Annotated in this window: 23 protein-coding genes and 1 riboswitch; of the genes, 9 read left to right on the forward strand and 14 right to left on the reverse strand. The window is 70.9% G+C overall.

All coding sequences use genetic code 11. The annotated features are described in order from the left end of the window. Positions 1–36: 36 nt before the first annotated feature. Positions 37–306, reverse strand: a complete 270-nt coding sequence (locus VHA73_12655) for a DUF3892 domain-containing protein (GenBank protein HVX18876.1) — start codon at positions 304–306, stop codon at positions 37–39. Between the two features lie 333 nt (positions 307–639). Here VHA73_12655 and VHA73_12660 point away from each other — a divergent pair, with 333 nt between their 5' ends. Next, entirely contained in the window at positions 640–846 is a 207-nt protein-coding gene (locus VHA73_12660) for a hypothetical protein (protein HVX18877.1), read from the forward strand. Positions 847–1,019: 173 nt separating this feature from the next. On the opposite strand, the gene VHA73_12665 is transcribed toward VHA73_12660, so the two are convergent. After that, on the reverse strand, positions 1,020–1,613 hold the full coding sequence (locus VHA73_12665) for an isoprenylcysteine carboxylmethyltransferase family protein (protein HVX18878.1): 594 nt from the start codon (positions 1,611–1,613) through the stop codon (positions 1,020–1,022). Between the two features lie 64 nt (positions 1,614–1,677). Between VHA73_12665 and VHA73_12670 the strand changes: the two genes are divergently transcribed. Next, complete coding sequence (locus VHA73_12670) at positions 1,678–2,673, forward strand: ABC transporter substrate-binding protein (GenBank protein HVX18879.1); 996 nt, start codon at positions 1,678–1,680, stop codon at positions 2,671–2,673. A 10-nt stretch (positions 2,674–2,683) separates the two neighbouring features. On the opposite strand, the gene VHA73_12675 is transcribed toward VHA73_12670, so the two are convergent. Genes VHA73_12675 through VHA73_12690 form a run of 4 tightly spaced genes read right to left on the reverse strand, consistent with a single transcriptional unit; the run spans position 2,684 to position 5,698 of the window. After that, complete coding sequence (locus VHA73_12675; protein ID HVX18880.1) at positions 2,684–3,514, reverse strand: ABC transporter ATP-binding protein; 831 nt, start codon at positions 3,512–3,514, stop codon at positions 2,684–2,686. Then, positions 3,511–4,314: an iron chelate uptake ABC transporter family permease subunit gene (locus tag VHA73_12680; GenBank protein HVX18881.1), complete on the reverse strand. Its 804-nt coding sequence runs from the start codon at positions 4,312–4,314 to the stop codon at positions 3,511–3,513. The genes VHA73_12675 and VHA73_12680 overlap by 4 nt, the downstream gene beginning before the upstream one ends. 5 nt (positions 4,315–4,319) lie before the next feature. After that, on the reverse strand, positions 4,320–4,625 hold the full coding sequence (locus VHA73_12685) for a hypothetical protein (GenBank protein HVX18882.1): 306 nt from the start codon (positions 4,623–4,625) through the stop codon (positions 4,320–4,322). Continuing rightward, positions 4,622–5,698 carry an iron chelate uptake ABC transporter family permease subunit gene (locus VHA73_12690; protein ID HVX18883.1) on the reverse strand — a complete coding sequence of 359 codons (1,077 nt, stop codon included), beginning with the start codon at positions 5,696–5,698 and terminating at the stop codon, positions 4,622–4,624. The genes VHA73_12685 and VHA73_12690 overlap by 4 nt, the downstream gene beginning before the upstream one ends. 232 nt (positions 5,699–5,930) lie before the next feature. Here VHA73_12690 and VHA73_12695 point away from each other — a divergent pair, with 232 nt between their 5' ends. Both VHA73_12695 and VHA73_12700 read left to right on the forward strand, forming a co-directional pair. Next, entirely contained in the window at positions 5,931–8,543 is a 2,613-nt protein-coding gene (locus tag VHA73_12695; protein ID HVX18884.1) for an ATP-binding cassette domain-containing protein, read from the forward strand. Beyond that, entirely contained in the window at positions 8,540–10,300 is a 1,761-nt protein-coding gene (locus VHA73_12700; GenBank protein ID HVX18885.1) for an ABC transporter ATP-binding protein, read from the forward strand. The genes VHA73_12695 and VHA73_12700 overlap by 4 nt, the downstream gene beginning before the upstream one ends. On the opposite strand, the gene VHA73_12705 is transcribed toward VHA73_12700, so the two are convergent. After that, positions 10,287–12,011 carry a dynamin family protein gene (locus tag VHA73_12705; protein HVX18886.1) on the reverse strand — a complete coding sequence of 575 codons (1,725 nt, stop codon included), beginning with the start codon at positions 12,009–12,011 and terminating at the stop codon, positions 10,287–10,289. The genes VHA73_12700 and VHA73_12705 overlap by 14 nt on opposite strands. A 19-nt stretch (positions 12,012–12,030) precedes the next feature. Further along, a riboswitch (Fluoride riboswitch) is annotated at positions 12,031–12,095 on the reverse strand. 66 nt (positions 12,096–12,161) lie between these two features. Here VHA73_12705 and VHA73_12710 point away from each other — a divergent pair. Continuing rightward, the gene (locus VHA73_12710) at positions 12,162–12,827 is read left to right on the forward strand and encodes a TetR/AcrR family transcriptional regulator (protein ID HVX18887.1); all 666 of its coding nucleotides are present in this window, start codon (positions 12,162–12,164) and stop codon (positions 12,825–12,827) included. On the opposite strand, the gene VHA73_12715 is transcribed toward VHA73_12710, so the two are convergent. The 3 genes from VHA73_12715 to VHA73_12725 all read right to left on the reverse strand — a co-directional run bounded on the left by VHA73_12715 (position 12,784) and on the right by VHA73_12725 (position 16,158). Then, positions 12,784–13,959, reverse strand: coding sequence for a cytochrome P450 (locus tag VHA73_12715; GenBank protein ID HVX18888.1), 1,176 nt, complete (start codon positions 13,957–13,959; stop codon positions 12,784–12,786). The genes VHA73_12710 and VHA73_12715 overlap by 44 nt on opposite strands. After that, complete coding sequence (locus tag VHA73_12720; protein ID HVX18889.1) at positions 13,956–14,768, reverse strand: hypothetical protein; 813 nt, start codon at positions 14,766–14,768, stop codon at positions 13,956–13,958. The genes VHA73_12715 and VHA73_12720 overlap by 4 nt, the downstream gene beginning before the upstream one ends. Before the next feature lie 163 nt (positions 14,769–14,931). Beyond that, positions 14,932–16,158, reverse strand: coding sequence for an SRPBCC family protein (locus tag VHA73_12725; protein HVX18890.1), 1,227 nt, complete (start codon positions 16,156–16,158; stop codon positions 14,932–14,934). Positions 16,159–16,270: 112 nt separating this feature from the next. On the opposite strand from VHA73_12725, the gene VHA73_12730 reads away from it, so the two are divergent. Further along, positions 16,271–17,500 (forward strand): cytochrome P450, encoded by a 1,230-nt coding sequence (locus tag VHA73_12730; GenBank protein ID HVX18891.1) that lies wholly within the window; start codon positions 16,271–16,273, stop codon positions 17,498–17,500. 3 nt (positions 17,501–17,503) lie between these two features. Here the strand turns inward: VHA73_12730 and VHA73_12735 are convergent, their stop codons facing one another. Both VHA73_12735 and VHA73_12740 read right to left on the reverse strand, forming a co-directional pair. Next, a complete protein-coding gene (locus VHA73_12735) occupies positions 17,504–17,968 on the reverse strand; it encodes a tetratricopeptide repeat protein (GenBank protein HVX18892.1) in 465 nt (154 codons plus the stop codon). A gap of 62 nt (positions 17,969–18,030) precedes the next feature. Continuing rightward, the gene (locus VHA73_12740; protein ID HVX18893.1) at positions 18,031–20,310 is read right to left on the reverse strand and encodes an EAL domain-containing protein; all 2,280 of its coding nucleotides are present in this window, start codon (positions 20,308–20,310) and stop codon (positions 18,031–18,033) included. Positions 20,311–20,410: 100 nt separating this feature from the next. On the opposite strand from VHA73_12740, the gene xseA reads away from it, so the two are divergent. From xseA to VHA73_12755, 3 genes are all read left to right on the forward strand, one after another. Further along, positions 20,411–21,733 carry an exodeoxyribonuclease VII large subunit gene (xseA, locus tag VHA73_12745; protein HVX18894.1) on the forward strand — a complete coding sequence of 441 codons (1,323 nt, stop codon included), beginning with the start codon at positions 20,411–20,413 and terminating at the stop codon, positions 21,731–21,733. Then, positions 21,730–21,963, forward strand: coding sequence for an exodeoxyribonuclease VII small subunit (xseB, locus tag VHA73_12750; GenBank protein HVX18895.1), 234 nt, complete (start codon positions 21,730–21,732; stop codon positions 21,961–21,963). Before xseA ends, xseB begins: the two co-directional genes overlap by 4 nt. A 75-nt stretch (positions 21,964–22,038) precedes the next feature. Next, a complete protein-coding gene (locus tag VHA73_12755) occupies positions 22,039–23,118 on the forward strand; it encodes a polyprenyl synthetase family protein (protein ID HVX18896.1) in 1,080 nt (359 codons plus the stop codon). A gap of 29 nt (positions 23,119–23,147) precedes the next feature. Here VHA73_12755 and VHA73_12760 read toward each other — a convergent pair whose 3' ends face one another. Together VHA73_12760 and VHA73_12765 are read right to left on the reverse strand one after the other, a co-directional pair. Beyond that, positions 23,148–24,374 (reverse strand): hypothetical protein, encoded by a 1,227-nt coding sequence (locus tag VHA73_12760; GenBank protein ID HVX18897.1) that lies wholly within the window; start codon positions 24,372–24,374, stop codon positions 23,148–23,150. A 9-nt stretch (positions 24,375–24,383) separates the two neighbouring features. Beyond that, a complete protein-coding gene (locus VHA73_12765) occupies positions 24,384–25,382 on the reverse strand; it encodes a hypothetical protein (GenBank protein HVX18898.1) in 999 nt (332 codons plus the stop codon). Between the last annotated feature and the right edge of the window lie 282 nt (positions 25,383–25,664).

The following is a 25,664-nucleotide window of genomic DNA, read 5'->3' on the forward strand; positions in this document are numbered from 1 at the left end:
GTGTTGCCAAGGCAGCAACGCCGGCAGCCACTCGACTCAGTAGGTCGGTAGCGCCAAGAGGTTGTCAGTCCAGATGCCGTCCTTGTGCGTGCGGATGTACTTGGGTGTTGCGTTCACAACGCCCACCTGCACGTACGAGGACCCGGCAGCAACCCGAGCATCGCCGCCGGTCTCGATCCAGCCGACCATGTCAGCTCGGGAGGATTGGTCCGTGACCCCAGTCGAGCGGTCTTCCCACGTCACTTCGGCGATGTGCTCATGCCGCGAGCCGCCGACAAGGTGAATCTGCGTTATGTAACGAGCCATAGTGGCCCCTTCCCGGCGCAGAGCGCCGATTTGGGCCGAGACCAGGTGGCGAATCGCACCCCGGCTTCCACTTGGGTAGCGTGGGGTTGTCAGAGCGATCGGGTCACCACCCGGTCCCGGCACGAGCCCAGGCCATCTCGGCCTGGGCTCTTGTCGTTGGAAGTGATTTGCTTCCGGCACCAACAGTACCCGGCGGGTGCGACAGTCTCGGTGATACCACCTTGCTGGCTCGGTGATGGCGGCATGCTGAGAGGCGAGGGGCGCGAGCAAGCCGCGCGCGATCTGCTCGCTCGGTGCTTGACCTACGCGACTGTAATTACTATGCTGTAGTTTGTGACCACTACCCAAGTTGCGAGCAGCACGCAAGCCAGGACGACAACGGCGATCCGGTTCCCTGAGGAGCTGCACGAACGACTGAGGGTCGCAGCTGAAGGTTTCGGATTGCCGTTGAACTTCATCGTGGTCAAGGCGATGGAGGACTTCCTGGACCGCATGATCGATCCCTCCGAGTTCCGGCTCACCAAGGATCAGCCCGCCTAGGCAGACCTCGTAGCGCTTCGCAGACGCTGGAAGGCTTCTGGCGGGTTCGAAAGCGCATGCAGGGCGTCCGCCAAACGGTCCGTAGGCGTGCGCCCGGGTCCGGGGCCATCCACCACCGATGGCCTCTGACCTGGGCAAGTGCCCGCCCGGCTGCCCATCGGACGCGGCCCGCCTCAGCTCTCCCCAGCCTCAGACCACCGACCGAGGCCCGGGACGAACCGGCCCGCCACCGTTGCCCAGGCCGTGAAGGCCGGCCCATGGGTGGTGCGCAGGTACGGCTCCTCCACGGCGCGGGCTTGCAGCTCCACCCCGGCTGTCATGGCGAGCACCGCGGCCACGGTCAGCAGCGACGGCACCACGAGCAGCTGGCCGACGGCGAACACCACCATGCCGGTGTAGATGGGGTTGCGGACACGGGCGTAGAGGCCGTGACTGACGAGCGCGGTGGTCTCGTTCGGGTCGACGCCGACGCGCCACGACGCACCCATCTGCACTTGCGCGACGGCGACCAGCGCCACCGCCGCCAGAGCGATCACGACCCCGGCTGCTCGGGTCGGCCAGGGCGAAGACCACGGGCCGACGGCGAGCGAGGCGCCGAGCAGCGCCCCTGCCGTGAACATGAGGGCCCGCGCGGCACCCGCCGACGCGCGGTGCGGTCGGCCGAGCCGCCACCCCGAGTCGCGGGTGCGCCGCCATTGCAACCAGGTGCGGACACCGAACGCGACCACGAGGAACACGATGTCGAGCGAACCTGCCAGCCAGACCATGTCTTGGCCCCTTCCACGTTGCACTTGCAGGGATGCCAACTGTCATTAGTAAGGTATCCTAACTATGACTCTACAAGGGCACCGAATACAACGGCTCGTTCCATTCGCGCTCGTCGCGCTGCTGCTCGCCACGCTCGTGGCCGGGTGCGGATCCTCCGGCAACAAAGCCGACACCGGCGGCGCCGGCGGCGACGCCGTGACCATCCGGCAGGCCAGCGGCGACCCCGTGACCGTCCACGGCATCCCCAAGCGCATCGTCGCGCTCGGCTCGCAGTGGACCGATGCCCTGCTCGCGTTCGGCGTGCAGCCGGTTGCGTTCGTGGGCGACCCCAATTCCGGCAAGGCCGGCAAGCTCCCGTGGCAGGGCGCCCTGTCGTCGAGCGCCACCGTCATCCCCTACACCGGCGCGATCCCCTTCGAGCAGGTGAGCAAGGCGCACCCCGACCTCGTGCTGTACCCGGGGTGGGCCGTGCAGAGCAAGGGCGACGTGACCCGCCTCACCGCTGGCGGCCAACGGCCGGCGCTGGGCGCACTCACCGACCGCCAAGTCGATCCGTGGCAGGACCAGATCACCGCGCTCGGCAAGATCCTCCACCAGACCGACAAGGCCGCCCAGATCATCAAGGGCGTGAACGACCAGGTCGACGCGCTGGCCAAAGACCTGCCCAGTCTGAAGGGCAAGACGTACATCCTGGCCAACTACGTGGCCGGTGACTCGATCACCGTGGTCGCCGACCCCGACGACGGCGCCGCCTCGCTGTTCAAGGGCCTCGGCATGTCGATCGCGCCCGACATGTTGCAAAAGGCCGACGGCGCCACCGGCCGGGTCGACATCAGCCTCGAACAGGTGAGCCTGCTCGATGCCGACGTGCTGTTGTTGCTCACCAACGGCTCCGATCCACACAAGCTGCCCGGCTACGACGACCTCGCACCCGTGAAGGACGGCGCCGTCACGGAGCTCGACTACTCGCTCGCCGTGGCGGTGAACACGCCGTCGTCGCTGTCGATCCCGTACGCGCTGGGCAAGATCCGCCCGGCACTGGAAGCCGCGGCCAAGTAACGCGGCCGCCTCACCTGGCCACGACCCGAGCCCGGGGGATCACCATCGGTCTCCCGGTCTCGGGGTCGGGTTCCACGCGCACCCGAAGCCCGAACACCTCTTCCACCAGCTCGGCGGTGACCACGTGGTCGGGCGGGCCTTGGGCCACGATCGCACCGTTGCGCATGGCGATCAGGTGGTGGGCATAACGGGCCGCCTGGTTCAGGTCGTGCAGCACCACCACGATGGTGCGCTGCTCGCGCTGGTTGAGGTCGTCGAGCAGGTCGAGCACCTCGACCTGGTGGGCGAGGTCGAGGTACGTGGTGGGCTCGTCGAGCAACATCACGTCGGTTCCCTGCGCCAGCGCCATCGCGATCCACACGCGCTGGCGCTGCCCGCCCGACAGCGCGTCGACCGCCCGGTCGGCGAGCGCCGTGGTCTGCGTGGCCTCCATGGCGGCTTGCACCACCGCTTCATCCGACGGCGACCACTGGGCGAACCACCCCTGGTGCGGGGCCCGGCCGCGCGCCACCAGGTCGGCAACCGTGATGCCCTCGGGTGCCAGCGGTTGTTGCGGCAAGATGCCGAGTTGGCGGGCCACCTCCTTGGTGTGCATCCGGTGCACGTCTTCGCCGTTGAGGTAGACGACGCCGGCCTTGGGCTTCAGCAACCGCGCGAGCGCACGCAACAACGTGGACTTGCCGCATGCGTTGGCACCCACGATCACCGTGATCTCACCGGTGGGGATCTCCACGTCGAGCGCGTCGATGACCTGCAACCGCTCGTACGCGAGCGACAGCCCCTCGGCGCGCAAGCCACGGCAATCGGATGCCGTGGCGCCGTCGCGGTGCTTGGCGCTCACTCGCCCGTTCCCATCCGGTTGGCCCGAGCCAGCAGGTACAGCAGGTACGGCGCCCCGATCACGCCCGTGACCACGCCGACTGGCAGCTCGGTGGGAGCGAAGATGCGCTGGGCGATCAGGTCGGACCACACCAGCAACGCCGCGCCGGTCAGCGCGCTCGGCACCAACGTGGCACCGGGGGCACGCACCAACCTGCGGGCGATCTGCGGGGCCACCAGCGCCAGGAACGCCACCGGGCCAGCCGAAGCGGTGGCCACCGACACCAGCACCACCGCGCACGCCATCAGCCCGGCACGTGCGGGCTCCACGCGCACGCCGAGCCCGCGGGCAGTGTCGTCGCCGAGCTCGAGCAGCCGCATCGACCGTCCGAGCCCGAGCGTGGGGGACGCCAGCAACGCCAGCGCGACCACCAGCGGCCATACGTTCTCCCAGCCGCGTCCGTTGAGGCTGCCGGTGAGCCACACCATGGCCCGCTGCGCCTCGTAGATCCCCGCGCGCGTCAACAAGTACTGCGTGATGGCCGTGGTCATCGCCGCCATGCCGATGCCGACCAGCACGAGCCGGTAGCCGAGCACGCCGCGCCGGTACGCGAGACCGTAGATCAGCGCGGCGGCGAGCAGGCCGCCGGCGAGGGCACCGAAGGTGACCACCGTGGCCCCCGCGCCCGCCAACACGATCAGCGCCACGGCCACAACGCCGGCGCCGCCGGTGATGCCGATGACGTCGGGACTCGCGAGCGGGTTGCGCGCCAACGACTGGAAGATCGCGCCCGACACGCCGAACGCCGCGCCCACCAACACCCCGGTCAGCGCCCGGGGCAGGCGCAGCTGTTGACCACGAACGTGGTGTCGACGTTGCCGCGGCCGGCGAGCGCGCGCGCCACGTCGGGCAGCGGGATCGGGTAGTCGCCGACGCACAGGGCAACGGCAACGCCGGCCACCACGACCAGCCCGAGCAGCACCGACACCACGACCAGGCGCGGCTCGACGCGCAAGCTCACGCGCAGCACGGGCAGGCGCACCACGCGTCGGTCGCCCGGCGCGAGCCGCCAGCGGGAGTGGGCGGCGAGCGGCGCGCCCGACGGAGCGGTGGGTGCGGCGAGGTCGGTCACAGCGCTGCCAGGCTCCGCTTGCGCACCAGGGCGATGAACACGGGGGCGCCGATCATCGCCGTGACCACGCCGACCTGCACTTCGCCGGGGTGGGTCACCACCCGGCCCACGATGTCGGATCCCAACAACAAGATGGCCGCCAGCACACCGGCGAACGGCACGATCCATCGGTAGTCGGGCCCACAGATCGCGCGCGCCACGTGCGGCACGGTGAGGCCCACGAACAAGATCGGGCCGGCCGCCGCGGTCGCCCCGCCACACAGCAGCACCACCGACACGCCTGCCGCAGCCCGGGCGAGGCCCACACGAACGCCGAGCGAGCGGGCGACGTCGTCGCCGAGGCTCAAGCTGTTGAGCGACCGCCCGCACCGCATCGCGATCGCGGCGCCGACCACCAGGAACGGTGCCACTTGCCCCACCACCGTGGCATCGCGTCCGGCCAGCGAGCCGACGACCCAGAAGCGGAACTGGTCGAGGGTCGACACGTCGAGCAGCAGCACCGCGGTGGTCAACGACGTGAGCAGGGCCGCGACCGCGGCCCCCGCGAGGGCGAGCTTGGTGGGCGTGGCGCCGTCGCGGCCCAGAGCGCCGAGCGCGTAGACCAGCACCGACGCCACCGCCGCCCCCAGGAGCGCGAACCACACGTAGGCACCGAGGGTGCTCAGGCCGAAGGCGTGCATCACGAGCACCACGGCAAACGCCGCGCCGGCGTTCACGCCGAGGATGCCGGGATCGGCGAGCGGGTTGCGGGTGATGCCCTGCATCACGGCGCCGGCCATGCCGAGGGCCACGCCGGCCTCCACGCCGAGCAGCGTGCGGGGCACCCGCAAGGCGCGAACGATGTCCTGGTCGGCCGAGCCGTCGAAGTGGAAGACGGCGTTCCACACCTGGTCGAGGGCCACGTGCTTGTTGCCGATCGCCAAGCTCACGAACATCACGACGACCAGCACCGCGATCGCCACGCCCAGGCCGATCGCCAGGGTGCGGTTGCCACGCGCCGCGGAGCCGGTCCTGTCGAGGTCCGCGCACACGGCGGGCGCGGGCACGGCAGGCGCCGCAGCGGGCGGGCTCATCACCTGCTCCAAGTGACCAGGGCCACGTCCGGCTGCGCCATGGGTGCGATGGTAGGACTCCCTAGTTCTGACATTCAAACTTGGCCAATGCGATCTATTAGGGTGACCTAATCCCACGACGAACGAACCGCGAACGAGAGGCCGGCGACGTGATCGAGCACCACCCGACGACTTCCACGCTGGTGGATGCCCAGGCGGCCAGCGCGTGGCGACGCGGCGCCAGGAGCGCTCGATGAGCCGCGGGATGCAGGGCACGCTCCTGCGAGCGCTCGGCGCGAACGAATTCGTCATCCGCGTCGACGACGCGTACGACCTCGTACCGGGTCTTCGGCGGGTGCATTGCTCCTCGCCGAGCCTGTTCGAGGCCTTCCAGCCCGGACCCACCGACTTCGTCCGCCTGTGGTTCCCCGATCCGGTCGAACCCGACCTCGAGGTGCAGCGCGGTTACACGATCACCGACCCCGACCCGGCGACCGGCACGTTCGTGCTCGACATCGTGTTGCACGAGCCTGCCGGCCCGGCCGCCACTTGGGCGCAGACCTGCCAGCCCGGCGACGAGGTGGCCGCGACCTCCTATGGATCGCAACCGTTCGAGCTCGGCGACCCCGAGCCCGCAGGCGTGCTGCTGATCGGCGACGCCGCGTCGCTGCCGGCGATCAACTCGATCCTGGGCGTGGTACCGCACCACCTGCCCGTCGAGGTGTTCCTCGAGTGGAGCGACGAGCGCGAGCACGCGATCCCCGTCGCCGAGCACCCGAGCGCCGCCATCCACCGCCTGCCGCGCGAACTGGGCGCAACCAAGGTGGTCGACGCCATCGCCAACCGCGACTGGTCGGACTGGAAGGCCTGGATCGGCGCGGAGCGCATCACCACCAAGCTCGTGAAAGCTGCGCTGAGGGACCAGCACGGCTTCCCCAAGTCGGAGGTGAAAGCCACCCCGTACTGGATCCACGGACGGCCCTACGGCGGCAGTCGCGGCGCGAAGGCGGCGGCCAGAGCGGCGACCGAGGAGCACACCCGCCCCGCATCACCCCGCCCGTCCGGCTCGCACGCCGGGCGCGAATCCTCGCCCGCGCCCGCGGCGGCCGTCGAGGTTCGTCCAGGTCGTTGGCGCGCGAACGCGGGCGTCGACCTGCTCGATCCCGTGCGCTCCACCATGCGCCTCGCGGGCGTGATCGAGGGCATCGTCACCCTCGCCGGCCTGGTGCCGTTCGTGCTGCTCGCCGAAGTGGGTCGCCGCCTGCTCGACGGCCAGACGGTGAACGACCAGTGGCCGGTCGCCAAGGTCGCCCTGATCATCTTGGGCAGCTCGGCGCTCGCCGAGTCCGCGCTGATGCTGTGGCTGCACGTGGTCGACGCCCGCTTCGCGCTCGACGTGCGCCGGCGGCTGCTCGCCAAGCTGGCGCGCCTGCCGCTCGGCTGGTTCACCGACCGCAACGGCGGCATCGTGAAGCAGGCCGTCACCGAGGACACGGCGCGGTTGCACAGCCTGGTCACCCATGCCGCTCCCGACGCCACGGCCGCCGTGGTCGCGCCGCTCGCGGTGCTGGTGTACCTGTTCGTGGTCGACGCCCGGCTCGCCGCGGTGCTGTTGATCCCGGTGATCGCGTATGTGGCGGTCTTCTCCTCGATGACCGGTGCCAGCCGGGCCACCATGCCGAAAGTGACGGCGTGGGCCCGGCGCATGGACGGCGAGGCCGGCGGCTACCTCCAAGGCCTGCCGGTGGTGCGGGTGTTCGGCGGATCGGCGGCAAGCCGCTTCCGGCGCAGCGTCGACGAGTACACGGGCTTCCTCGCCTCGTGGCAGCGCCCCTTCGTGTCGAAGAAGGCCACCGCGGCGCTGATCACCGACCCCACCACGTTCTTGTGGATCATCGTGGCGGTCGGCGGGGTGCTGGTGGCGTCGCACCACATGGCGGGCGCCGACCTGCTCCCGTTCCTGCTGCTCGGCACCACGTTCGGGCCCCGGCTGCTCGGCCTGGCGTACGGGATGGTGGGCGTCCGCGAGGCACGCGAAGCGGCCAAGCGGATCGGCCTCACCCTCACCGAAGACGAGCTCGAGACCATGCCAGACCTCCGTGCCGGCGCTGCCTCGGGCGGCGCAACACCCGCGGCCGAAGTTCGCCTCGAAGGGGTGACGTTCGAGTACCGACCCGGCCACCCCGTGCTGCGCGACGTCGACGTGGTGCTCCCCGCGGGCACGGTCACGGCCCTGGTCGGACCTTCCGGCTCGGGCAAGTCGACCCTTGCCGCGCTCGTCGCCCGCTTCCACGATCCCATCGCCGGTCGCATCACGATCGGCGGCGACGATCTGCGAGCGCTCGCCCCCGACGACCTCTACCAGCGGGTCGGGTTCGTGCTGCAAGACGTGCACCTGCTGCGCGAGACCGTGCACGACAACATCGCCCTGGCGCGGCCCCACGCCACCCGGGCCGAAGTCGTTGCCGCCGCCGAGGCCGCCGCCATCGCGGCCCGCATCGACGAGCTGCCCCACGGCTACGACACCGTGCTCGGCGACGAGGTCGGGCTGTCGGGCGGCGAAGCGCAGCGGATCACGATCGCCCGGGCGATCCTGGCCGACACGCCAGTGGTGGTGCTCGACGAGGCCACCGCGTTCGCCGACCCCGAAGCCGAGCACCAGGTGCAGGTGGCGCTCGGGCGGCTGCTGCGCGACCGCACGGTGCTGGTGATCGCGCACCGGCTGCACACGATCGTCGACGCCGACCAGATCGTGGTGCTCGACGGTGGCCGCGTGGTGCAGAGGGGCACCCACGGCGAGCTGGTGCACGCCGTGGGCCGCTATCGCGACTTGTGGCGACCGGCCACGGTGGGGAGCGCACGATGATCCGCATCCTGCTCGGGCTCGTGCCGGACCACGGCAAGCCACTCCTGCGGCGGTTCGTCGCGCTGCTCGCGGCCACGGTGGTGTTCCGCGCGGCCACCTGCGTACTGCTGGTCCCCGTGCTGGCCCGGCTGTTCTCCGACGACCCCGGTTCGGCGTGGGGGTGGATCGGCGCGTTCACCGCGGCGCTGGCGCTCCAGGCGTTCACGCGGTTCCGCGTGGCGAAATCGGGCTTCGAGCTCGGCCTCACGGTGGTGGGCGAGCACCAACACCGCCTGGTCGACCACGTGGCGGCGCTCCCGCTCGGCTGGCTCAGCGGCACGCGGCGCGCCCAGGCGCAGCGCTCGATCGCCGCGACCGCCCCCGAAGTCGCCCAGACGATCGGCAACCTGGTCACGCCCCTCGTTTTGGCGGTTGCGCTGCCGCCGGCGATCGCGATCGGCCTGCTGTTCATCTCCTGGCCGCTCGGCCTCGCCGCGCTCGCCTCGGCTCCGCTGCTGGTGGCGGCGTGGTGGGCGGGCAACCGCTGCTCCAAGCGCGCCGACGCCGCGTTCGCCGATTCGGTCACCGAGGTCGACGACCGGGTCCTCGAGTTCGCCCGGGCGCAACGCGCGCTGCGCGGTGCCCGACGCGCCCACCCCGAACAGTCAGCTGCCGGGCGGGCGCTGGCCGACCAGCACGTGGCCACGGTGAGCTTGTTGCGCTGGTCAGTGCCGAGCGAGCTGCTGTTCTCCGTGGCGAGCCAGCTCGCGCTGTTGATCCTCGCCGTGGTCGCGCTGGCACAGCTGCGCAGCGGCGCCGTGTCGGTGGCCGAAGCCGTTGCGCTGCTGGTGGTGGTCGTGCGCTTCTTGGAGCCGTTCACCAACTTGGCCGAGCTGGTGGGTGCCCTGCAATCGAGCACCACCACGTTGCGCGGGATCGACGAACTGCTCCGCGCCCCGGCGCTCGACACGCGGCACGACCTCACGGTGCCGGGTCGCGTGGCCGGCCCGCCCGAGGTGCGTCTCGAAGGGGTGCGCTTTCGGTACCCCGGCGCCACCGCCGATGCCGCGGCCGGACTCGACATGGTCGCGCCCGCCGGGTCGACCACCGCCATCGTGGGCCCCTCGGGCGCCGGCAAGTCGACGATTCTCGGCCTCGTGGCGCGCTTTCACGACGTGACCGATGGGCGCGTGCTGGTCGGTGGCCGCGACGTGCGCGGCGTCGAGCCTGCCGAGCTGTACGCGGACCTGAGCGTCGTGTTCCAGGACGTGTATCTGTTCGAGGGCACGATCCGCGACAACGTGCTGGTTGCCGCCCCCCACGCCAGCGACACCCAGCTCGCCGACGTGGCAGGTCTGTCTCGGGTCGACGAGATCGTGGAGCGCCTGCCTGCCGGATGGGACACGCCCGTCGGCGAGGGCGGCATCGCCCTGTCAGGTGGCGAGCGCCAGCGCGTGGGCATCGCCCGTGCATTGCTGAAGGAAGCGCCGCTCCTCCTGGTCGACGAAGCCACCAGCGCGCTCGACCCCGAGAACGAGCAAGCCGTCGCGGCGGCGCTGGCCGACGGCCGCGGTCGTCGCACCACGCTCGTGGTGGCGCACCGGATGCGCACCATCGAGCAGGCCGACCACGTGGTGTTCATCGACCAGGGGCGCGTGGTCGAGTCCGGCCCCCGCGACGAGCTGTTGGCGAGCGGCGGGCGGTTCGCCGACTTCCACCGCGACCGCGTGGCCAGCGGTTCGTGGACGATCGGCCGCGCCGCCGTCAGCGTGCCGTGACGGCAGCCGCGTCACCCCCAGACGGCGCGTCGCTTGCGGCCTGCACGATCTGGCGGGCCAGCGCCTGCACCTGCTGATCGTGCTCGCCATGACGAGCGATCTCGTCAGCGGCGACCCGCCGGAGGTGCTCGCCGTGCGATGCCGCACACAAGATGGCGTCCCGCGCGCTCGACAGCTCGTCGCGCAACATCGACTCGAACGCCGCGCGCGCCTCGCCAAGACGGCGCGTGAGATCGTGGCGGATCCGGCCCGCATGCTTGTCGAGCTCGACGCGGAGGTGCCCGCGGCCCCACATGAGCGCACGGCGACGCAACAGAGCGCTCGGAACCAGGCGTCGCCCGACCGCGAGAAGGGGCTCGGACAGGCTCGTGCCCGTCGGGAACAAGTAGAAGAACCGCTCGCGCTGTCCAGAGATGGGTGGCAACCTGACCGCGGGCAAGTCGATCTCGAAGATGTCGGCTGCCGCCTGGCGGACGGACGAGATCCGCTCCGAAGCGCGGCCGCTGAGCTGCGCCGCGATCGCCAACCACTCCTCGTCGGCTTGATCGGCGCGCCGGGTCCTGAAGCCGTCGAACTCGTCCTCGACGATCCGTTCCACCGCACGGCGGACCCGCTCACGGGCCTGACGCGCGGGACCCGAGGCGACCACAGCCTCGAGCTCGCCGCTGCGCCGGTCGGCCGCGGCGCGGGCGAATGCGGCGAGATCACGCCCAAGGCGCGCGGCCAGCTCTTCGACCTCCCTGGCGAGCACCAACTGGTCCTCCGAGAACAACCGGTCCTGTGCATCTGCGGCCGCTCGAAACGCCGCGACGCGCCGGTCGAGCTCGTCGGCCTCGAGCGTCGCCGCCGACTCCGCCAGGCGGGCGTCGTCGACGACGCGCTGCAGGAGGCGCTGCGCGTCGGCCAGCGCCACTTCGTCCCGCGCGGCAGCGAGCTCTTCACCCACGAACGCCGACAACGCCGCGAAGAACGCGTCGAACCCGGGTTCCGGCGGGCCGCCTTCAGTCCGGGCGTCCAGCGCCGCTCGGGCGCTCAAGGGCCACACCGGCGTACCTGGGTCGTCGATCACCGAACGGACGAACGCCACGACCTCGGCGACGTCGTCGTGGTCGAGGTGGTCCACCTTGTTGAGCACCACGAAGCGCCGGGCGCGGCGACGCCGGAACGCCTCGAGCAGGTCTCGTTCGCCGGCAGACAACGGCGCATCCGCAGCGAGCACGATCACCGCGCCATCGGCGTCAGCCGCGGCCGCGAGCGCCGCATCGGTGTTGTGACCGTGCACCGAACCGATGCCCGGTGTGTCGACCAGCGTCAGGCCGGGCCGCAACAGCGGGGCCGGCACCCGCACCGCGACACGCTGCACTCCCCTCTCGTTGCGCGGGTTGGCCGCCTCGGTGACCCAGTCTGCGAGCGAGGTGACGGACGCGTCACGTTCGGTGCCGTCGAGCAGGTGGATCGTCACACCGGGCGGCCCGTAGGAGACCTCCGTGCCGAGCGCGGTGAGCGGCAGCACGCCGCTCGGCAGCACGGCTTGGCCTACCAGCGCGTTCACCAACGTGGACTTCCCTCGCTTGAACTCGCCCAGCACTGCGATGTGGAACTGGCCTTCGGCAACTCGCTTCGCCAACATGCGAGCAGCACGGCGGACGGCGGGAGAAGTGGCGAGCTCTGCGAGAGCTCGAGCTTGGGTGATGAGACGGTCACGATCCACGCCACGAGCCTCCGAGTGGGTGTTCGTAGGGACCGTCAGCCAGAGAACTGGCGCTTGTGGGTGAGCCCCATCACCAACCCGACAGCGTACCGCCGGCGGTCCACCCCGTCGGTTGCCTGGTGCGACGGCGGGCGTGCAAGCATGCCTCCAATGGAGGGAAGAACCACGAAATCACGTCGCGGCCGTGGTCGCCCACCGAAGTCCGAAGGTCTGGTCACTTCGCAACGGTTGCTGGAAGCTGCCGCGGCCGCCTGCGCCGAGTACGGCTTCGACGGCAGCACGCTGGCGCGCATCGCCGAGAAGGCCGATGTACACCCGACCGCGATCTACAACCACTACAGGTCACGCGAGGAGCTGCTGTACGCGGCGGCGGTGCAAGCGCTCGACAAGATCACCGCGGTCGCGTTCGAGCCACCCGAGGGCCCGCGCTCGGTTCGGACGATCGCGGCGGCCTACTTGCAGCCCGGCATGGCGCAACAGCGCCGGCTGATCGCCGAGATCCACGTCGCCAGCAGCCGCGACCCTCGCTTGGCGGAGCTGCTCGTCGAGTGGCACCGGGCTTGGGCCGAGCCGTTGATCGAGCTCCTGGCCCCGACCGACCCGAACCCGCGGGCCACCGTCAAAGTGCTGTACCTGCTGTTGCTCGGCTTGTGCCACCTCGACGACGTCGCTGATGTCAGAGCGAACCGGTCGTCGGTCGTCGAGCGGGCCGAGCGGCTCGTCGACGTGCTCGTGCCCGGAGTCGACAGCCGCCGCGAGGGAACGGACCCCGTCACCGGGGGTCGACCGCGAGCTCGAAGCGCTCGACGGCCTTGACGAACACGTTGGCCTCGTAGACCGGCGCCGCGGCCGGCCGCAGGGTGGTGTACCGCGCGGTCAGTTCCTCGAGCACCACGCGCATGGTGAGCCGTGCCAAGTGCGCGCCGAGGCAGAAGTGGGTGCCGAACCCGAACGCCACATGAGGGTTCGGGTCGCGCCCGAAGTCGACGTCGTCAGGGGCAGCGAAGACCTGCTCGTCGCGATTCGCCGACGGATACACGAGGGCCAGCCGGTCGCCGGCGCGGATCTCGGTCCCGTCGATCTCGACGTCGCTCGCGGCAGTGCGGAACATGTTGTTCAGCGGCGTGATCCACCGCAGCAGCTCCTCGACCGCCGCGGGGATCCGGGCAGGATCGGCCGCGAGCTGCTCCCAGAGATCGTTCCGCTCGCTGAACAAGATCAGCGACCTCGCAATGGTGGTGCGGGTGGTCTCGGCGCCGCCCGGGATGACCAGTCCAAGCTCGGAGTTGATCTCTTGCAGGCTCATCGGGCAGCCGTCCAGCTCGGCATTGGCCCAGCGCGACAGCAAGTCGTCCGCAGGGCACGCGCGCTTGGCCTCCACAGTCGGATTGGTGAGCATCGCGATCTCGTTGACCGCGCGGATGCCGTCGGACAGCTGGTTCATGTCGACGCCCATCGTGTCGACGCGCATGAGCCGTTCCGACCACGACCGGACGTCGCGCCAGTGGCTGTCGGGCCAGCCGAGCAACCGGCACGTCAACACCGACGGGACCCTTGCCGCGAGCGCGTCGACCACTTCGAACTGCGGCGCGAAGGCAACCGCAGCGAGGGAGGTCGTCACCACTTCCCTCACCTCGGCTTCGAGGCGGCCCACCGCGCGGGGCGTGAAGCGATCCGAAACCAAGCGGCGCTGCCGTGCGTGGGCCGGATCGTCCCGGCTGATCATCGACGTCTCGGTGGGCATCCACACCGAGCGATAGCCCTGGCTCGACACGAAGTCCGCCGCGCGCCGCTCGACGTGGCGGAGGTGCTCCATGCGGGTCAGGCACAAGATGCCGTTGCGATCGCGGTAGATGGGCTCGTGCGCGCGCATCCACCGGTACGCGGGATGCGGATCGCCCACGTGGAACCGCGGGTCGACCAGATCGATGTCGGGACGCCCGCTCACTGCACCGCGAACAGGTTGATGCCGAGCAGGCCACCAGCTGTGAAGAGGCGAGCCGACACGGCGTCGACGTGCGCCACCACACCATCCGCGACCCTCGCGATGCCGGCGACGTGCAGCGAAGCCGGCTCGCCTTTGTGGTCCTCCACCAGCGGACCGAGCCCGCCGCGGTACGCGCCGTTCAACGTGGCGTGGAACGGCACTGACGCGCCGGCGGAGAACAGGTCGTTGATCGTCACGCCGGCCACGTCGAGCACCGGCTCGTAGACCGCCCCGGTGCGCCCGTCGTCGATGTGGTGCGATGCCGCAGCAGCCAGGTTGCCGGCCTCGAGCCACGACCGGACCACCGCTTCGGCCGCCGAGTCGGCCGGCACCGGTTCCGTGCCCACCCACGGGTCGACGTGGGGCGGCATCAGTGGGTGCGCCGCGCCGGTGGTGGTCTGCTCTTGCATCGCGAAGTAGTCCTGCTCGACGTAGTTCTCCGTGAGCCGCGTGCCGTTCCACTTGTACAGCCCGATACCCCGCCAGCAGGCCAGCGCGCGCCCGTCGGCCGCGGGCATCGCCGCGTGCTCGCTGAAGTACATGCAGAGCCGATCGCCGTTGAGGACGAACTCGTGCACGACCAGGCCGAGGCCCGGCGCCGCGGCGAAGATCTGGCTCACGGCCGCGGCATACGAGCTGGAGCGAACCAGCTCCATGCCGTTGATGTGCACGACGTAGTCGGGCTCCATGATCTCCTCGTAGAGCGACTGGTCGTGGGAGTTCGTGTAGTCGATGCAGTACTTGCGCATCAGGGCGACGAACGGGTGCACGGGGCCTCCTCCGTTGGGACGAGATGGAGATGATCGACGATGGCCACGACGATCGCGGCCACGACGTGCGAGCGGGCGGCGGGTTGCAGGTGCTCAGACACCAGCGAGCCAGTCGAGCGTGAGCTCCTCGACGGAGCGAGGCAGCAGCTCGCCGTCGCCCACGTCAGGCCTCCACGAACGGGCCGAGCACTGGCGGAACCCGGAGTTGTTCGGCCACGCGCTCGACGCCGATCGTGCGGTCGAGCGTCTCGTGCAGGTGGTAGATCCGGCGCTCTTGGTAGCTCAGCCGGAACGAGTCGATGCCACCCGCGTCGATCGACACCTGGATGCCCGGCAGGACCTTCAGGTCCTCGAACAGCACGGCTTGGTTGAACTCCACGAACGGCTCCAGCAGCGTGGGCGCCAGCTCGTCGTCGGGACCGACCGACGAGCACCAGTGCACGTGGTACGTCGACGTGCCCGGCCCGGTTGGCCAGTTGGTGATGAAGAACAAGAAGCCCGGCCCACCGAAGACGATGCTGAGGTTCGGGAACACGTGGTACGAGAACGTCCCCACCAGCGGCAGGTCACCGACGCCACCGACGAGCGGTGGGAACGGCGTGTCGAACTGCATACCGTCGTGCAGGCGGACCAGCATTCGGGAGTGGCCGTTGCCGAGCAGCTGGATGCCGGTGGCGGCCTGCCGCAACCCTTTGGCGGCGGTGTCGCGGTGCACGTAGTTGACGTGGTAGGTCTCGACGTTCGCGTCGACCGGGATCTTCCAGTTCACCGGCACCTCGCGGGCGCGGTGGTCGGCAAGCCGGAGGCGACCGTTCAGCTCGGAGATCTCGCTCAGGTCCTCGCCGACAGCGCCCAGGTAGTCGGTCAGGGGCCCGGCATCGGGGTTCAGGTTGATGAACACCAACGGCCCCCAGACCTCGCACCGGACCGTGGTCAAGCCGAGACAGTCGCGATCGAGGTCGGCGAAGTTCCCGGCTTCCGGGTAGCCGACCAGCGCGCCTTCCAGCGAGTACACCCAGTTGTGGTAGGGGCAAGTGAGCCTCCGGCCGGTGTTGCCCTCGGCCTCGTCGAGGAGGGCCGCACCCCGGTGCTTGCACGTGTTGTAGAACGCGCGGATGCGCTCGTCTTGGCCCCGGACCAGCACGATCGGCTGCGGTAGCTGGTCCAACAGCCGGAAGTCGCCAGGCTCGGGCAACTCCTCTGTGTGCGCGACGAACAACCAGGTGCGACCGAACACCGCCTCGGCTTCGAGCGCCGCGAAGTCGGGGTCGCGGTATCGACCAGCTGGCACGGGCGGAAGGATCGGAAACCCGTCGGGGTAGGTGCTGCGCTCGGCTTCGGCGGCCGCACGGCTCTTGATCGTGTCGATGAGCGTGACGGACATCGTCATGGGGTCACCTCGGGGCGCAGCGAACCGCTTCAGAAATCAACGCGTGCATATATACTGCGAGTCTCAACCCTTCCGCAACCGACCGCCCCGGGCTGGGGCCGCCGAGGTGACCATGCGATACGACCCGTTCGACCCGGCGATCGTCGGCGACCCCTACCCCGTGTACGAGTGGCTGCGCGACGAAGCGCCGGTGCACTGGGCACCCGACACCGGCACGTACGTGATCTCTCGCTACGACGACGTGGCGGCAGCGCTGGCCGACGCCGACTCGTACAGCTCCGACGCGATGCGCGGGGTGCTCCTCGGCCAGCCGACGGGCACGGGCCAGCAACGGCTCCCGCGCGAGGAGGCCATGGGCACGTTGGTCGCGGTCGACCCTCCCGCCCACAGCGAGCTGCGCCGCATCGTGAACCGTGGCTTCACCCCCAAGCACATCAGCGGCTGGCGCGATCGCGTGACCGAGCTCGTCGACGAGCTCATGACGCCCATCGCCGGCGACGCAGCGTTTGACGTGGTGGCCGGGTTGGCCGCTCCCCTCCCGGTGCGGGTGATCGCCGAGATGCTCGGCGCCGACCCCGAGCAGGCCGCGCAGTTCCGGAGGTGGGCCGATGCGACCACCAAGATGATGAGCGGGTCCGCCCGCAACGGCGAGCTCGACAGCGAGGGGGTGACCGCGGCCATGCAGCTGGCGGAGTACCTCGGCAACTGCATCGACGAGCGCCAGCGCGAGCCGCGCGACGACCTGCTCACGTCGCTCGTCCGGGCGGCCGGCGAGGAGGTGCTGACCCGAGCAGAAGCGGTTGGCTTCGCGGCGCTCCTCCTCTTCGCGGGCACCGAGACGTCGACCAACCTGATCGGCAACGCCGTGTGGGCGCTCGCCCAGCACCGCGACCAACTCGATCAGGCGATGGCCGACCCGTCCCTCCTCGAGGCCGTGCTGCAAGAGACGCTGCGCTGGGAGTCTCCCGTTCAGTACGTCTTCCGCCGCGCCACCCGCGAGATCGTCCTGCACGACACGACGATCCCGGTCGACGCCACCGTCACGCTGCTGCTCGCCGCCGCCAACCGCGACCCTCGCTACTGGGGCGAGGACGCCGATCAGTTCGACATCACCCGCAACGCGTCGGGTCACCTGTCGTTCGGCTTCGGGCCGCACTACTGCCTCGGCGCGTCGCTCGCACGGACGGAGGCGGCCGCCGCGTTACGGCATGTCTTGCCGCTGCTGGCCGCCAGCGACGCCGTCGACGGTGGCGACGATCTGCTTGATTCGATGCAGTTCCGCGGCCGCCGGCGCCTGACGTTGACCTCGCACCAGCCCGCCGGCGCCCGCGACGGCGGCTGACAGCTAGAAGCGGGTGATCGGCTCGGTGGGCGGGGCGGAAGTGGGCTTGCGAGACGCCGCCACCGTGGCCGACATCGTGGCTTGCAACAGCGCCAGCGCGACCGGGCTCTGCGGGTGCTGCTGGAGCACGAGCGAGATCTGGGTGGCCGCAGACGTGGTGTCACCCCGATCGAGCAGCGACCGGGCATAACGCAACCGGAGGCGCACGTCGCCCGGTCGAGCCGCGACCTCGTCGGCGAGCACCTTGGTCAGGTCGGCCACGATCGCCGGCGGCGGGGTCGGGTCGTCCGACGCCGCGAGCTCTGCGGCCACCGCTTCGGCGAGGCCCGCCTTGTCGACCGTGGAACCCGGACGCACTCCAGAGTCAGCCCGGCGGAACCGACCGGTCATCTGCCGCGGCATCGGCCCGCTGATGCCGCCGAGCCCCCGCTCTTCGGGGGTGGGATCCGGGGGATGTTGGACGACCACGTGACAAGTATGTCGGGGCAGGCCACGCAACCCAAGGGCACTTGGTGTGCTGCGGTGCGTTGCTACCGGCGGAGGCGGCCGTGCGGTGACGCGCCCGCCGCGTCGGGGCCCTCGACGCCGGCCGTCTCGGCGCTCTGCAACGCCAGGATCCGCTCGCGGATCTCACGACCGGCAACCGGACGTCCGAACAGGTAGCCCTGCACCAGGTCGCAGCCCAGCCGGCGCAGCACCTCGAACTGGCTCTCGCTCTCCACACCTTCGGCGACCACCACCGCGTCAAGGCCCCTGCCGAGCACCACCAGCGCGGCGACGATGGCCTCGCTGTGGCTGCCGGGATCGTCGAGGTCGACCACGAACTGGCGGTCGATCTTCAGGCCGGCGAGGCGGGCGAGCTGCCTGGCGTACTCGAGCGACGTGTAGCCCGACCCGAAGTCGTCGATCGCCACCCGTACCCCGATCGCGGACAGCTCCTCGATCACCCGGGCGACGACGTACGGGTCGTCGGCCAGCACGCTCTCGGTGACCTCGAGCCACAGGCGTGACGGGTCGACACCGAACTCGTCGGTGAGCGCCTTGACTTCCTGCACCAGACCGGGTTCGACCATCTGGCGTGCCGACAAGTTGGTCGTGATGTGCAGGCCGGCCAACAGCGGGTCCCTCGACCAGCTGGCCGCTTGGCGCACCACTTCGCGCAGGACCCATGACCCCAACGGCACGATCAGGCCCGTCTCTTCGGCCACGTCGACGAACTGCGCGGGCATGACCAGGCCGCGGCCAGGACGGTTCCACCGGACCAGCGCCTCGAGGCCCACGACCGTCCGGTCGGCAACCTGCACGAGGGGCTGGTAGTGCATCATCAGTTCCTCGCCGGGGACGGCCCGACGAAGGTCAGCCTCGAGTTGCAGCCGCTCGACGACTTCGTCGTGCATGGGGCTCTCGAACACCACGTGCACGCCTCGGCCCCGGTTCTTGGCTTCATACATGGCGGCGTCGGCGTCACGGATGAGCTGTTGCGGGTCGCCCACTCCGGCGGCCGCGACCGCCACGCCCACGCTCACGCCGACCACCACTTCGACCCCGTCGAGGGTGAACGGCGTCGCAAGTGAGCGGATCAGCCGCTGCGCCAGCGCGCCGGCCGCCCGCGGGCCTTCCACTGCGTTGGCCACCACCACGAACTCGTCGCCGCCGAAGCGACCGATCGTGTCGCCTTCGCGCAACAGCGCCTGCCAACGCTCGACCACCAGGCGCAACAAGCGGTCTCCGGCAGTGTGGCCGAGGCTGTCGTTGACGACCTTGAAGCGGTCGAGGTCGCAGAACAGCACCGCCGCGCCGTCGAGGTTGCGAGCGGACAGTGCCAGCGCCTGCGCGATGCGCTCGACGATGAGCGTGCGGTTCGGGAGGCCGGTCAGCACGTCGTGCAGCGCCTGGTACGCGAGCGCCCGCTCCACCATGTGGCGCTGGATGATGATGGCAGCGAGGTGGGCGGTCTGCGCGAACTGCAGGCGCTCCGCCTCGGTGGGCCGACGGGCATCGGGCACGAACAGGCAGAACGTGCCCATCTCGGTGCCGTCGTCGTCGACGAGCATCCACGACCAACAGGCACCGAGACCCGTCTCGGCGAAGGCAGCACCCAGCGATCCCCAGGCGGGATCCGTCGCGAGGTCGCGGGAGATGACCGGTTGGTCCGCCGCGCGCAGCGCCTCCCCGAGCGGGCTACCGGGCCGTACGGCGTCGAACCGGAGGACGAGGTCGTCGGGGAGCCCGTGGTCGGCGATGGCGCGGATCACGCCGTCGGGCTCACGCAGCGCGACCAGCGGGATGCAGCCGGGCACCGACCGACGTTCGATGTCGACGAGATCGGCAAGCATCTCGTCCATGCCCGCGCCTTGCGCCAACCGCTCGAGCAACACGGCGCCGTCGAGCACTTGTTCCTCGCGACGACGGACCTCGGTGATGTCGCGGGCGGTGATGAGCAGGCCCCCGACCTCGGGGTCGTCGATGAGGTTGCGTCCCAGCACCTCCATCAAGTGCCAGCGTCCGGTCGCGCCGCGCACCCGGATCGTGACCGGCGGCCGGGTGTCTTCCACACCGTTCGCCGACAGGGACCCCAGCCAGCGGAAGGCCTCGATGGCCTCGTCCCGGTCGTCTGGGTGGATGAACGAGAACACGTCGGCGTCGGCCTTATCGAGCGACACCCCGAACAGGCGGTGCGCGGCCGGGCTCGCATAGCGCACGGCCCCGTCGACGCCGAGAAGGATGATCACCTCCGAGACCCCAGCGATCAACGCCCGGAACCGGGCTTCGCTTCGGATCAGCGCTTCCATCGACGACACCGCCGCCATACGGAAAGTATCGCAGGGCGCACGGAGAGCGGCCTACTGGGCGCCGAGCGAAGGGGCGCCGAGTACCGTCGGCGCCCATGGGTGACGGGGTGACGCACCGATGAGCGACCGGCTGCCGCTCGATCTGCCGGCGCCCGAGCGCACGTGGGAAGTGCGCGAGCTGGTGCACCAGATCGGCGCGGTGCTGCGCGACGCGTTCGCTCCCGAGCTGTGGGTGCAAGGCGAGCTGCGAAATCTCCAGCCGAGTGAGCGAGGTGGCACCCGCAACCTGTTCTTCGACCTGGCGGAGCCGGGCGCCCCCATCGGGGCCCGGCCCGCGTCGTCGCTCCCGGTCGTGCTGTGGGACGAGGACCGTCAGCGGGTCAACGCCAAGCTCCGGGCCAGTGGGCCCACCGTGAAGATGGACGAAGGCGTCCGCATGCGGATCCTCGTGCGGCTCGTCTGGTGGCGGCGCGGCGTCCTGCGGCTGGTCATGGTCGACATCGACCCGGCGTTCACGCTCGGGAAGTTGGCCGAGGACCGCCACCGCCTGCTGCGCACGCTCGCCGCCGAAGGTCTGCTCGACGCCAACGCCAGCCGTCCGCTCCACCCCGTGCCGCTTCGGGTGGGTTTGGTCACCGCGCGGGGCAGCGCGGCCGAGCGCGACGTGCTGCACGAGCTCGAGCAGAGCGCCATCGGGTTCCGGGTGCTGGTCGCCGACTCCCCCGTCCAAGGACCCCTCGCCCCCGCCGGTGTCGCCCGGGCTCTGGCGGTGGTGGCCGGCGCCGAGGTGCACGTCGTGGTCGTGGCGCGCGGCGGTGGCGCGCGCACGGAGCTGGCGGCGTTCGACGATCCCCGCGTCGCCCGCGCGGTAGCGCGATGCCCCGCGCCGGTGTTCACGGGCATCGGTCACGAGACCGACCGCAGCGTGGCCGACGAGGTCGCGCACACGGCCTGCAAGACGCCCACTGCCGCCGCCGCGACGGTGGTGGCCACGGTCCGAGGGTCGCTCGATCGGCTCGACCGGAGCTGGGACTCCGTCTGCGCCGGCGTCGACGATCATCTCGGCCGGCATCGCCAGAGGATCGGCCGCGTGGCCGAACGGACCGCTTCGCAGACCTCCGGCGCGCTCCGGCGAGAAGCCGCGCGCCTCGACCAGATCGCGAGCCGCGCACCCGAGCAGGCCGCTCGCACGCTCGCGCGAGCGCGTTCCCGCCTCGACGACCTCGACCGCCACGTCCGCTCGCTCGATCCCGCCCAGCTCCTCGCCCGCGGCTGGTCGATCACCCGCGATGCCGACGGTCATGTGGTGCGCGACCCGACCCAACTCGCGTCCGGCGACGTGCTGGTGACCGAGCTGGCAGGCGGTCGGGTCACGAGCAGGGTCGAGGCGCTGGCCGAGGCCGGCGGCAACGACGGCGGCGACAACGGGGGAACGCCATGACCGACGAACCGACCGAACGCGAGCAGCACGCCGACCACGTCCCGTACGCGGCCGCCGTGGCGGAGCTCGATCGCATCTTGGCGGCGCTCGAGCGCGACGACCTCGACGTCGACGCGGTGGCAGGCCAGGTCCGGCGCGCCGCCGACCTCATCGCCATCTGCCGCGCCCGGATCGATGCCGCGTCCTACGAGGTCCAGCGCGTGGTCGCCGACCTCGACGAGGAGGGCTGACCCGCCAGCTCCGCGCCCGCACACCGGCCTGGCCGATGCCGGGCACGTGCGGGCGGAACCGTAGGCTGATCCTGCATGGACGCCGCCGGTCCCAGTTCCGTCGCTCGGGCGGTCCCACCCAGCCTCACCTTGGTGGCCGAGCGCGTCGACCAGCGGCTGATCGCGTTCCTCGACGGTGAGCGGCACCGCTGGTCCGCCTTCGCCGACGACCTCGACCAGCCGCTCGCGTCCCTGATGCAGCTGATCCTCAGCGGCGGGAAGCGGCTGCGCCCGGCCTTCACGCATTGGGGCAACGTCGCCGCCGGCGGCGACCCCGACGATCCTCGTGTGATCGACGCAGGAGCTGCGTTCGAGCTGCTCCAAGCCTTCGCGCTGGTGCACGACGATGTCATGGACGATTCGTCGCTGCGGCGTGGCAACCCCACCGCCCACCTCACGTTCGCCGACCACCACGCCAGCGACGAGTGGCGAGGCGAGTCCCGCCGGTTCGGCGAGGGAGTGGCCGTCCTCGTCGGCGACTTGGCCCATGTCTACGCCGACGAGCTCATGACCGGCATGCCGCGCGACGCCCTCGCGGTGTGGAACGAGCTGCGGGTCGAGCTGATGGTCGGGCAAGTCCTCGACTTGTTCGGAACGGCGCGGGGCGACACCGACCGCGACTCGGCACGGCGCATCTCCCGCTACAAGTCCGGCAAGTACACGATCGAGCGGCCGCTCCACGTCGGCGCCTCGCTCGGCGGTCGGCTCGACACGCTCGCCGGGCCCCTGTCGGCCTACGGCGACCCGCTGGGCGAGGCGTTCCAGCTGCGCGACGACGTGCTCGGCGTGTTCGGCGATGAGGCACACACCGGTAAGCCGGTGGGCGATGACCTCCGCGAGGGCAAACCGACCCCGCTGCTGGCATTGGCGGTCGCGTCGGCGTCACCCGCACAAGCCGAGGCACTCCGAAAGGTCGGCGACCCGGCGCTCGGAGCCGACGAGATCGCGGACCTGCAGCAGGTCTTCGTGGCGACCGGTGCGGTGCGACAGCTCGAAGCGCTGATCCACGGCTTGGCCGACGAAGCCATCGACGCGATCCGCGCTGCGCCGATCCCGCCCGACGCCCGCGACGCGCTGGTCGACTTGGCGCACTTCGTGGCCGACCGCGACCGCTGAGACACCGCCGCAGGGCTCGCAGACCGGGTTCAGCCGCGGCTGCGGCGCTGGCGGCGACGTTGCCGGGCGCGTTGGCGGCGGCTGCGCCCCGGCCGGTCGGCGAGCGGGCCCGCCGCCAGCAGCCGGCGGCGAACCACCAGCACCCCCAGCCCTGTCGCCAGCACCACGCTCCCGGCAATGAGCGCGAGCCAGCCGCGTTCCAACTGATCGGTGGCCGGACCCGTCGATGCGCGGGCGGCCTTCGGCGCGGCGACCTGGTGTGGACTGCGCACGATCGGCACCGAGCTCGGCGTCGGCACCAATGCACCCGACGCGTCGCGCGCCGGAACGGGCGGGAGCTGATCGTCACCCGGCGACGACCGGGTCAGCCAGCCGAGGTTCATCAAGTTGGTGGCGTCGCGCACCGGGTCTGACGCGCCGACCACCACCACGATCAGCGTGCGGCCGTTGCGGGTTGCCGCCGCCACGAGTGCATGCCCGGCCCGCTCCGTCCACCCCGTCTTCAGGCCGATCGCACCCGGATACGTCAACATGAAGTGGTTGTGGCTGCGGATGACGTGGTCGATGCCGTCGCCACCTTTGAAGCGGTACTCCTTCTGGCGGGCGATGTTCGCCAGGACCGGGTCGGCCAGCACCGCGCGGGCGGCGATGGCGAGGTCCCGGGCACTCACGAGGTTGCCGCCGGCGATCGAGAAGTGGCCGTCGAGCCCGGCCGGGTCACGCAGCACCGGGTGGTCCGCGAGTCGAAGCGTGCGGGTGAGGTCGGCCACGCGCTGCTCGAAGTTGGGGAGGTGCGGCCCCGACGCTTCGGCCAGGGCCATGGCCGCGTCGTTCGCCGACACCAACAAGAGGCACTCGAACAGGTCAGACGCCTTCCACACCTGTCCCGCCTTGGCGTTGATGTTCAACGCCGGCTCCCCGGCGGCCAGGGGCGAGATGATGACCGGGGCGTCCAGCGGCACGCGCTCGCGCGCCACCAACGCGGTGAACAGCTTGGCCGTCGACGCCACGAGCATCGGGGTGCGATCGTCGTCGGCGGCGAGCACCCGGCCGGTGGCGGCGTCGACCATCACGAACGCCTTCGGGGGCGCCAGCGCGGGGGTGGGCGCAGGCGTCGACGGTGGTGCGGGCGTGCCGGTCGACGCCATCCGAGGGGCTGCCGTCGCAGGTGTGAGCAAGGTGGGCACGACGCCGACGACGGGCAACCATGTCGCGGCGAGCGCGACGACGATCGCCGCAACAGCCCGGAATCGCATCCGACTTGTCTAGTGCTGCGTCATCCAACTCGGCGGGGTCGGAGGCGCCGCAACCTGGGTGGTGGTCGTGACCGGGTGGGCGGCGGTGGTCGGCGGCGCGGCGGTCGGCGGAGGTGCGACCGTGCCGCCCGAGCCAGAGCCCGACGAGGAGCCGCCGCCGGTGCTCGGCGCGGCCGACCCCGCGGACGCGGCACCGACGTGGCCGCTGGAGCTCCGCGGCGTGGTGGCCGACGACCCGGACGAAGCGCTCGCCAGTGCGGCATCGGACGCTGGTTGCTCGCCCGACGTGGCAAGCGTGCTCGACGGCGCCGGAACGCTGGAGCTCTGTTGCACTTGGCTGGTCGACGACGAGCCACCCGCGGCGACGTCAGGGTTGTGCGAGGACCGGGCCATCAGCACGCTCATCACCAACAACACCAAGAAGGCGGCCGGGGCAGCGATCGCCACCACACGACGCCTCGACGACACGGACCGAGCGTGGGCTTCGCGCCCGCGGGCGACCGCCCGCTCCCGCAGCACGGCGGCGTCGCCCCCCGCCAGGGCCGGCTCAGCGACCTGAGCCGCGGCCAACGCGTCCCTGGTGCGAGCCGCCTCGGCGGACTGCAGCGGGGTGGTGCGGCGCACCGCGGCGGTGATGCCGCCCGGCAGGTCCTCGTCGCGGGGACCCGCACCGACGAAGTCCCCGAACGACGAGTCCTGTTCGGCGCCGGTGTGGACCTTCATCGTCGGGTTCTTCGACGCGGCGGGCGCGACGGGTTCCGCAGGCGGGGCGTCGAAGAACGACGCGTCGAAGGCCGGCAGCCGGTTGAGTACGCCTTCCGCTCGGGGCGGTGCCGCATCGCCGTCGACCCAGTCAGTGGGGTGGTCGAGCACGCGGACCGCGATGCGAGGTGCGGCCGGTCGCGGCGCAGGCGGCTCGGGGGCCACGTCGCGGGTCGTCTCGGCCGGCGCGTCGTCGGCGGGCTTCGTCAGGTCGACTGGCCCACTGCCCTCTTCAGGATCCTGCATGGATCTCGCCCATCCCCTGTGCTCGCCCGGTTGCCGCCGCTTTCCCGTAGTTTCGCGAGCTACACCCGTTTGTGACCAGTTTACGTACGGATTTCCTCATTCCTCGCCACGCTCCGTGGCCGCGGGGACACCACCGCCACGGAGCAGAGCCGAATCGGGATCCGGGGGTCGCACCCACTAGAGTGGTCGACGACCTTCCGGCCCGCGGATCACGCACCTCGCGTGTGGGGACCGGAGATGCCACCGACGGTGGCACGCCGGTCGGGCGGACCCCGACCAGTC

It is taken from the genome of Acidimicrobiales bacterium (genome assembly GCA_035547835.1).
In the GTDB taxonomy this organism is placed as follows: Bacteria; Actinomycetota; Acidimicrobiia; order Acidimicrobiales; family Iamiaceae; genus DASZTW01.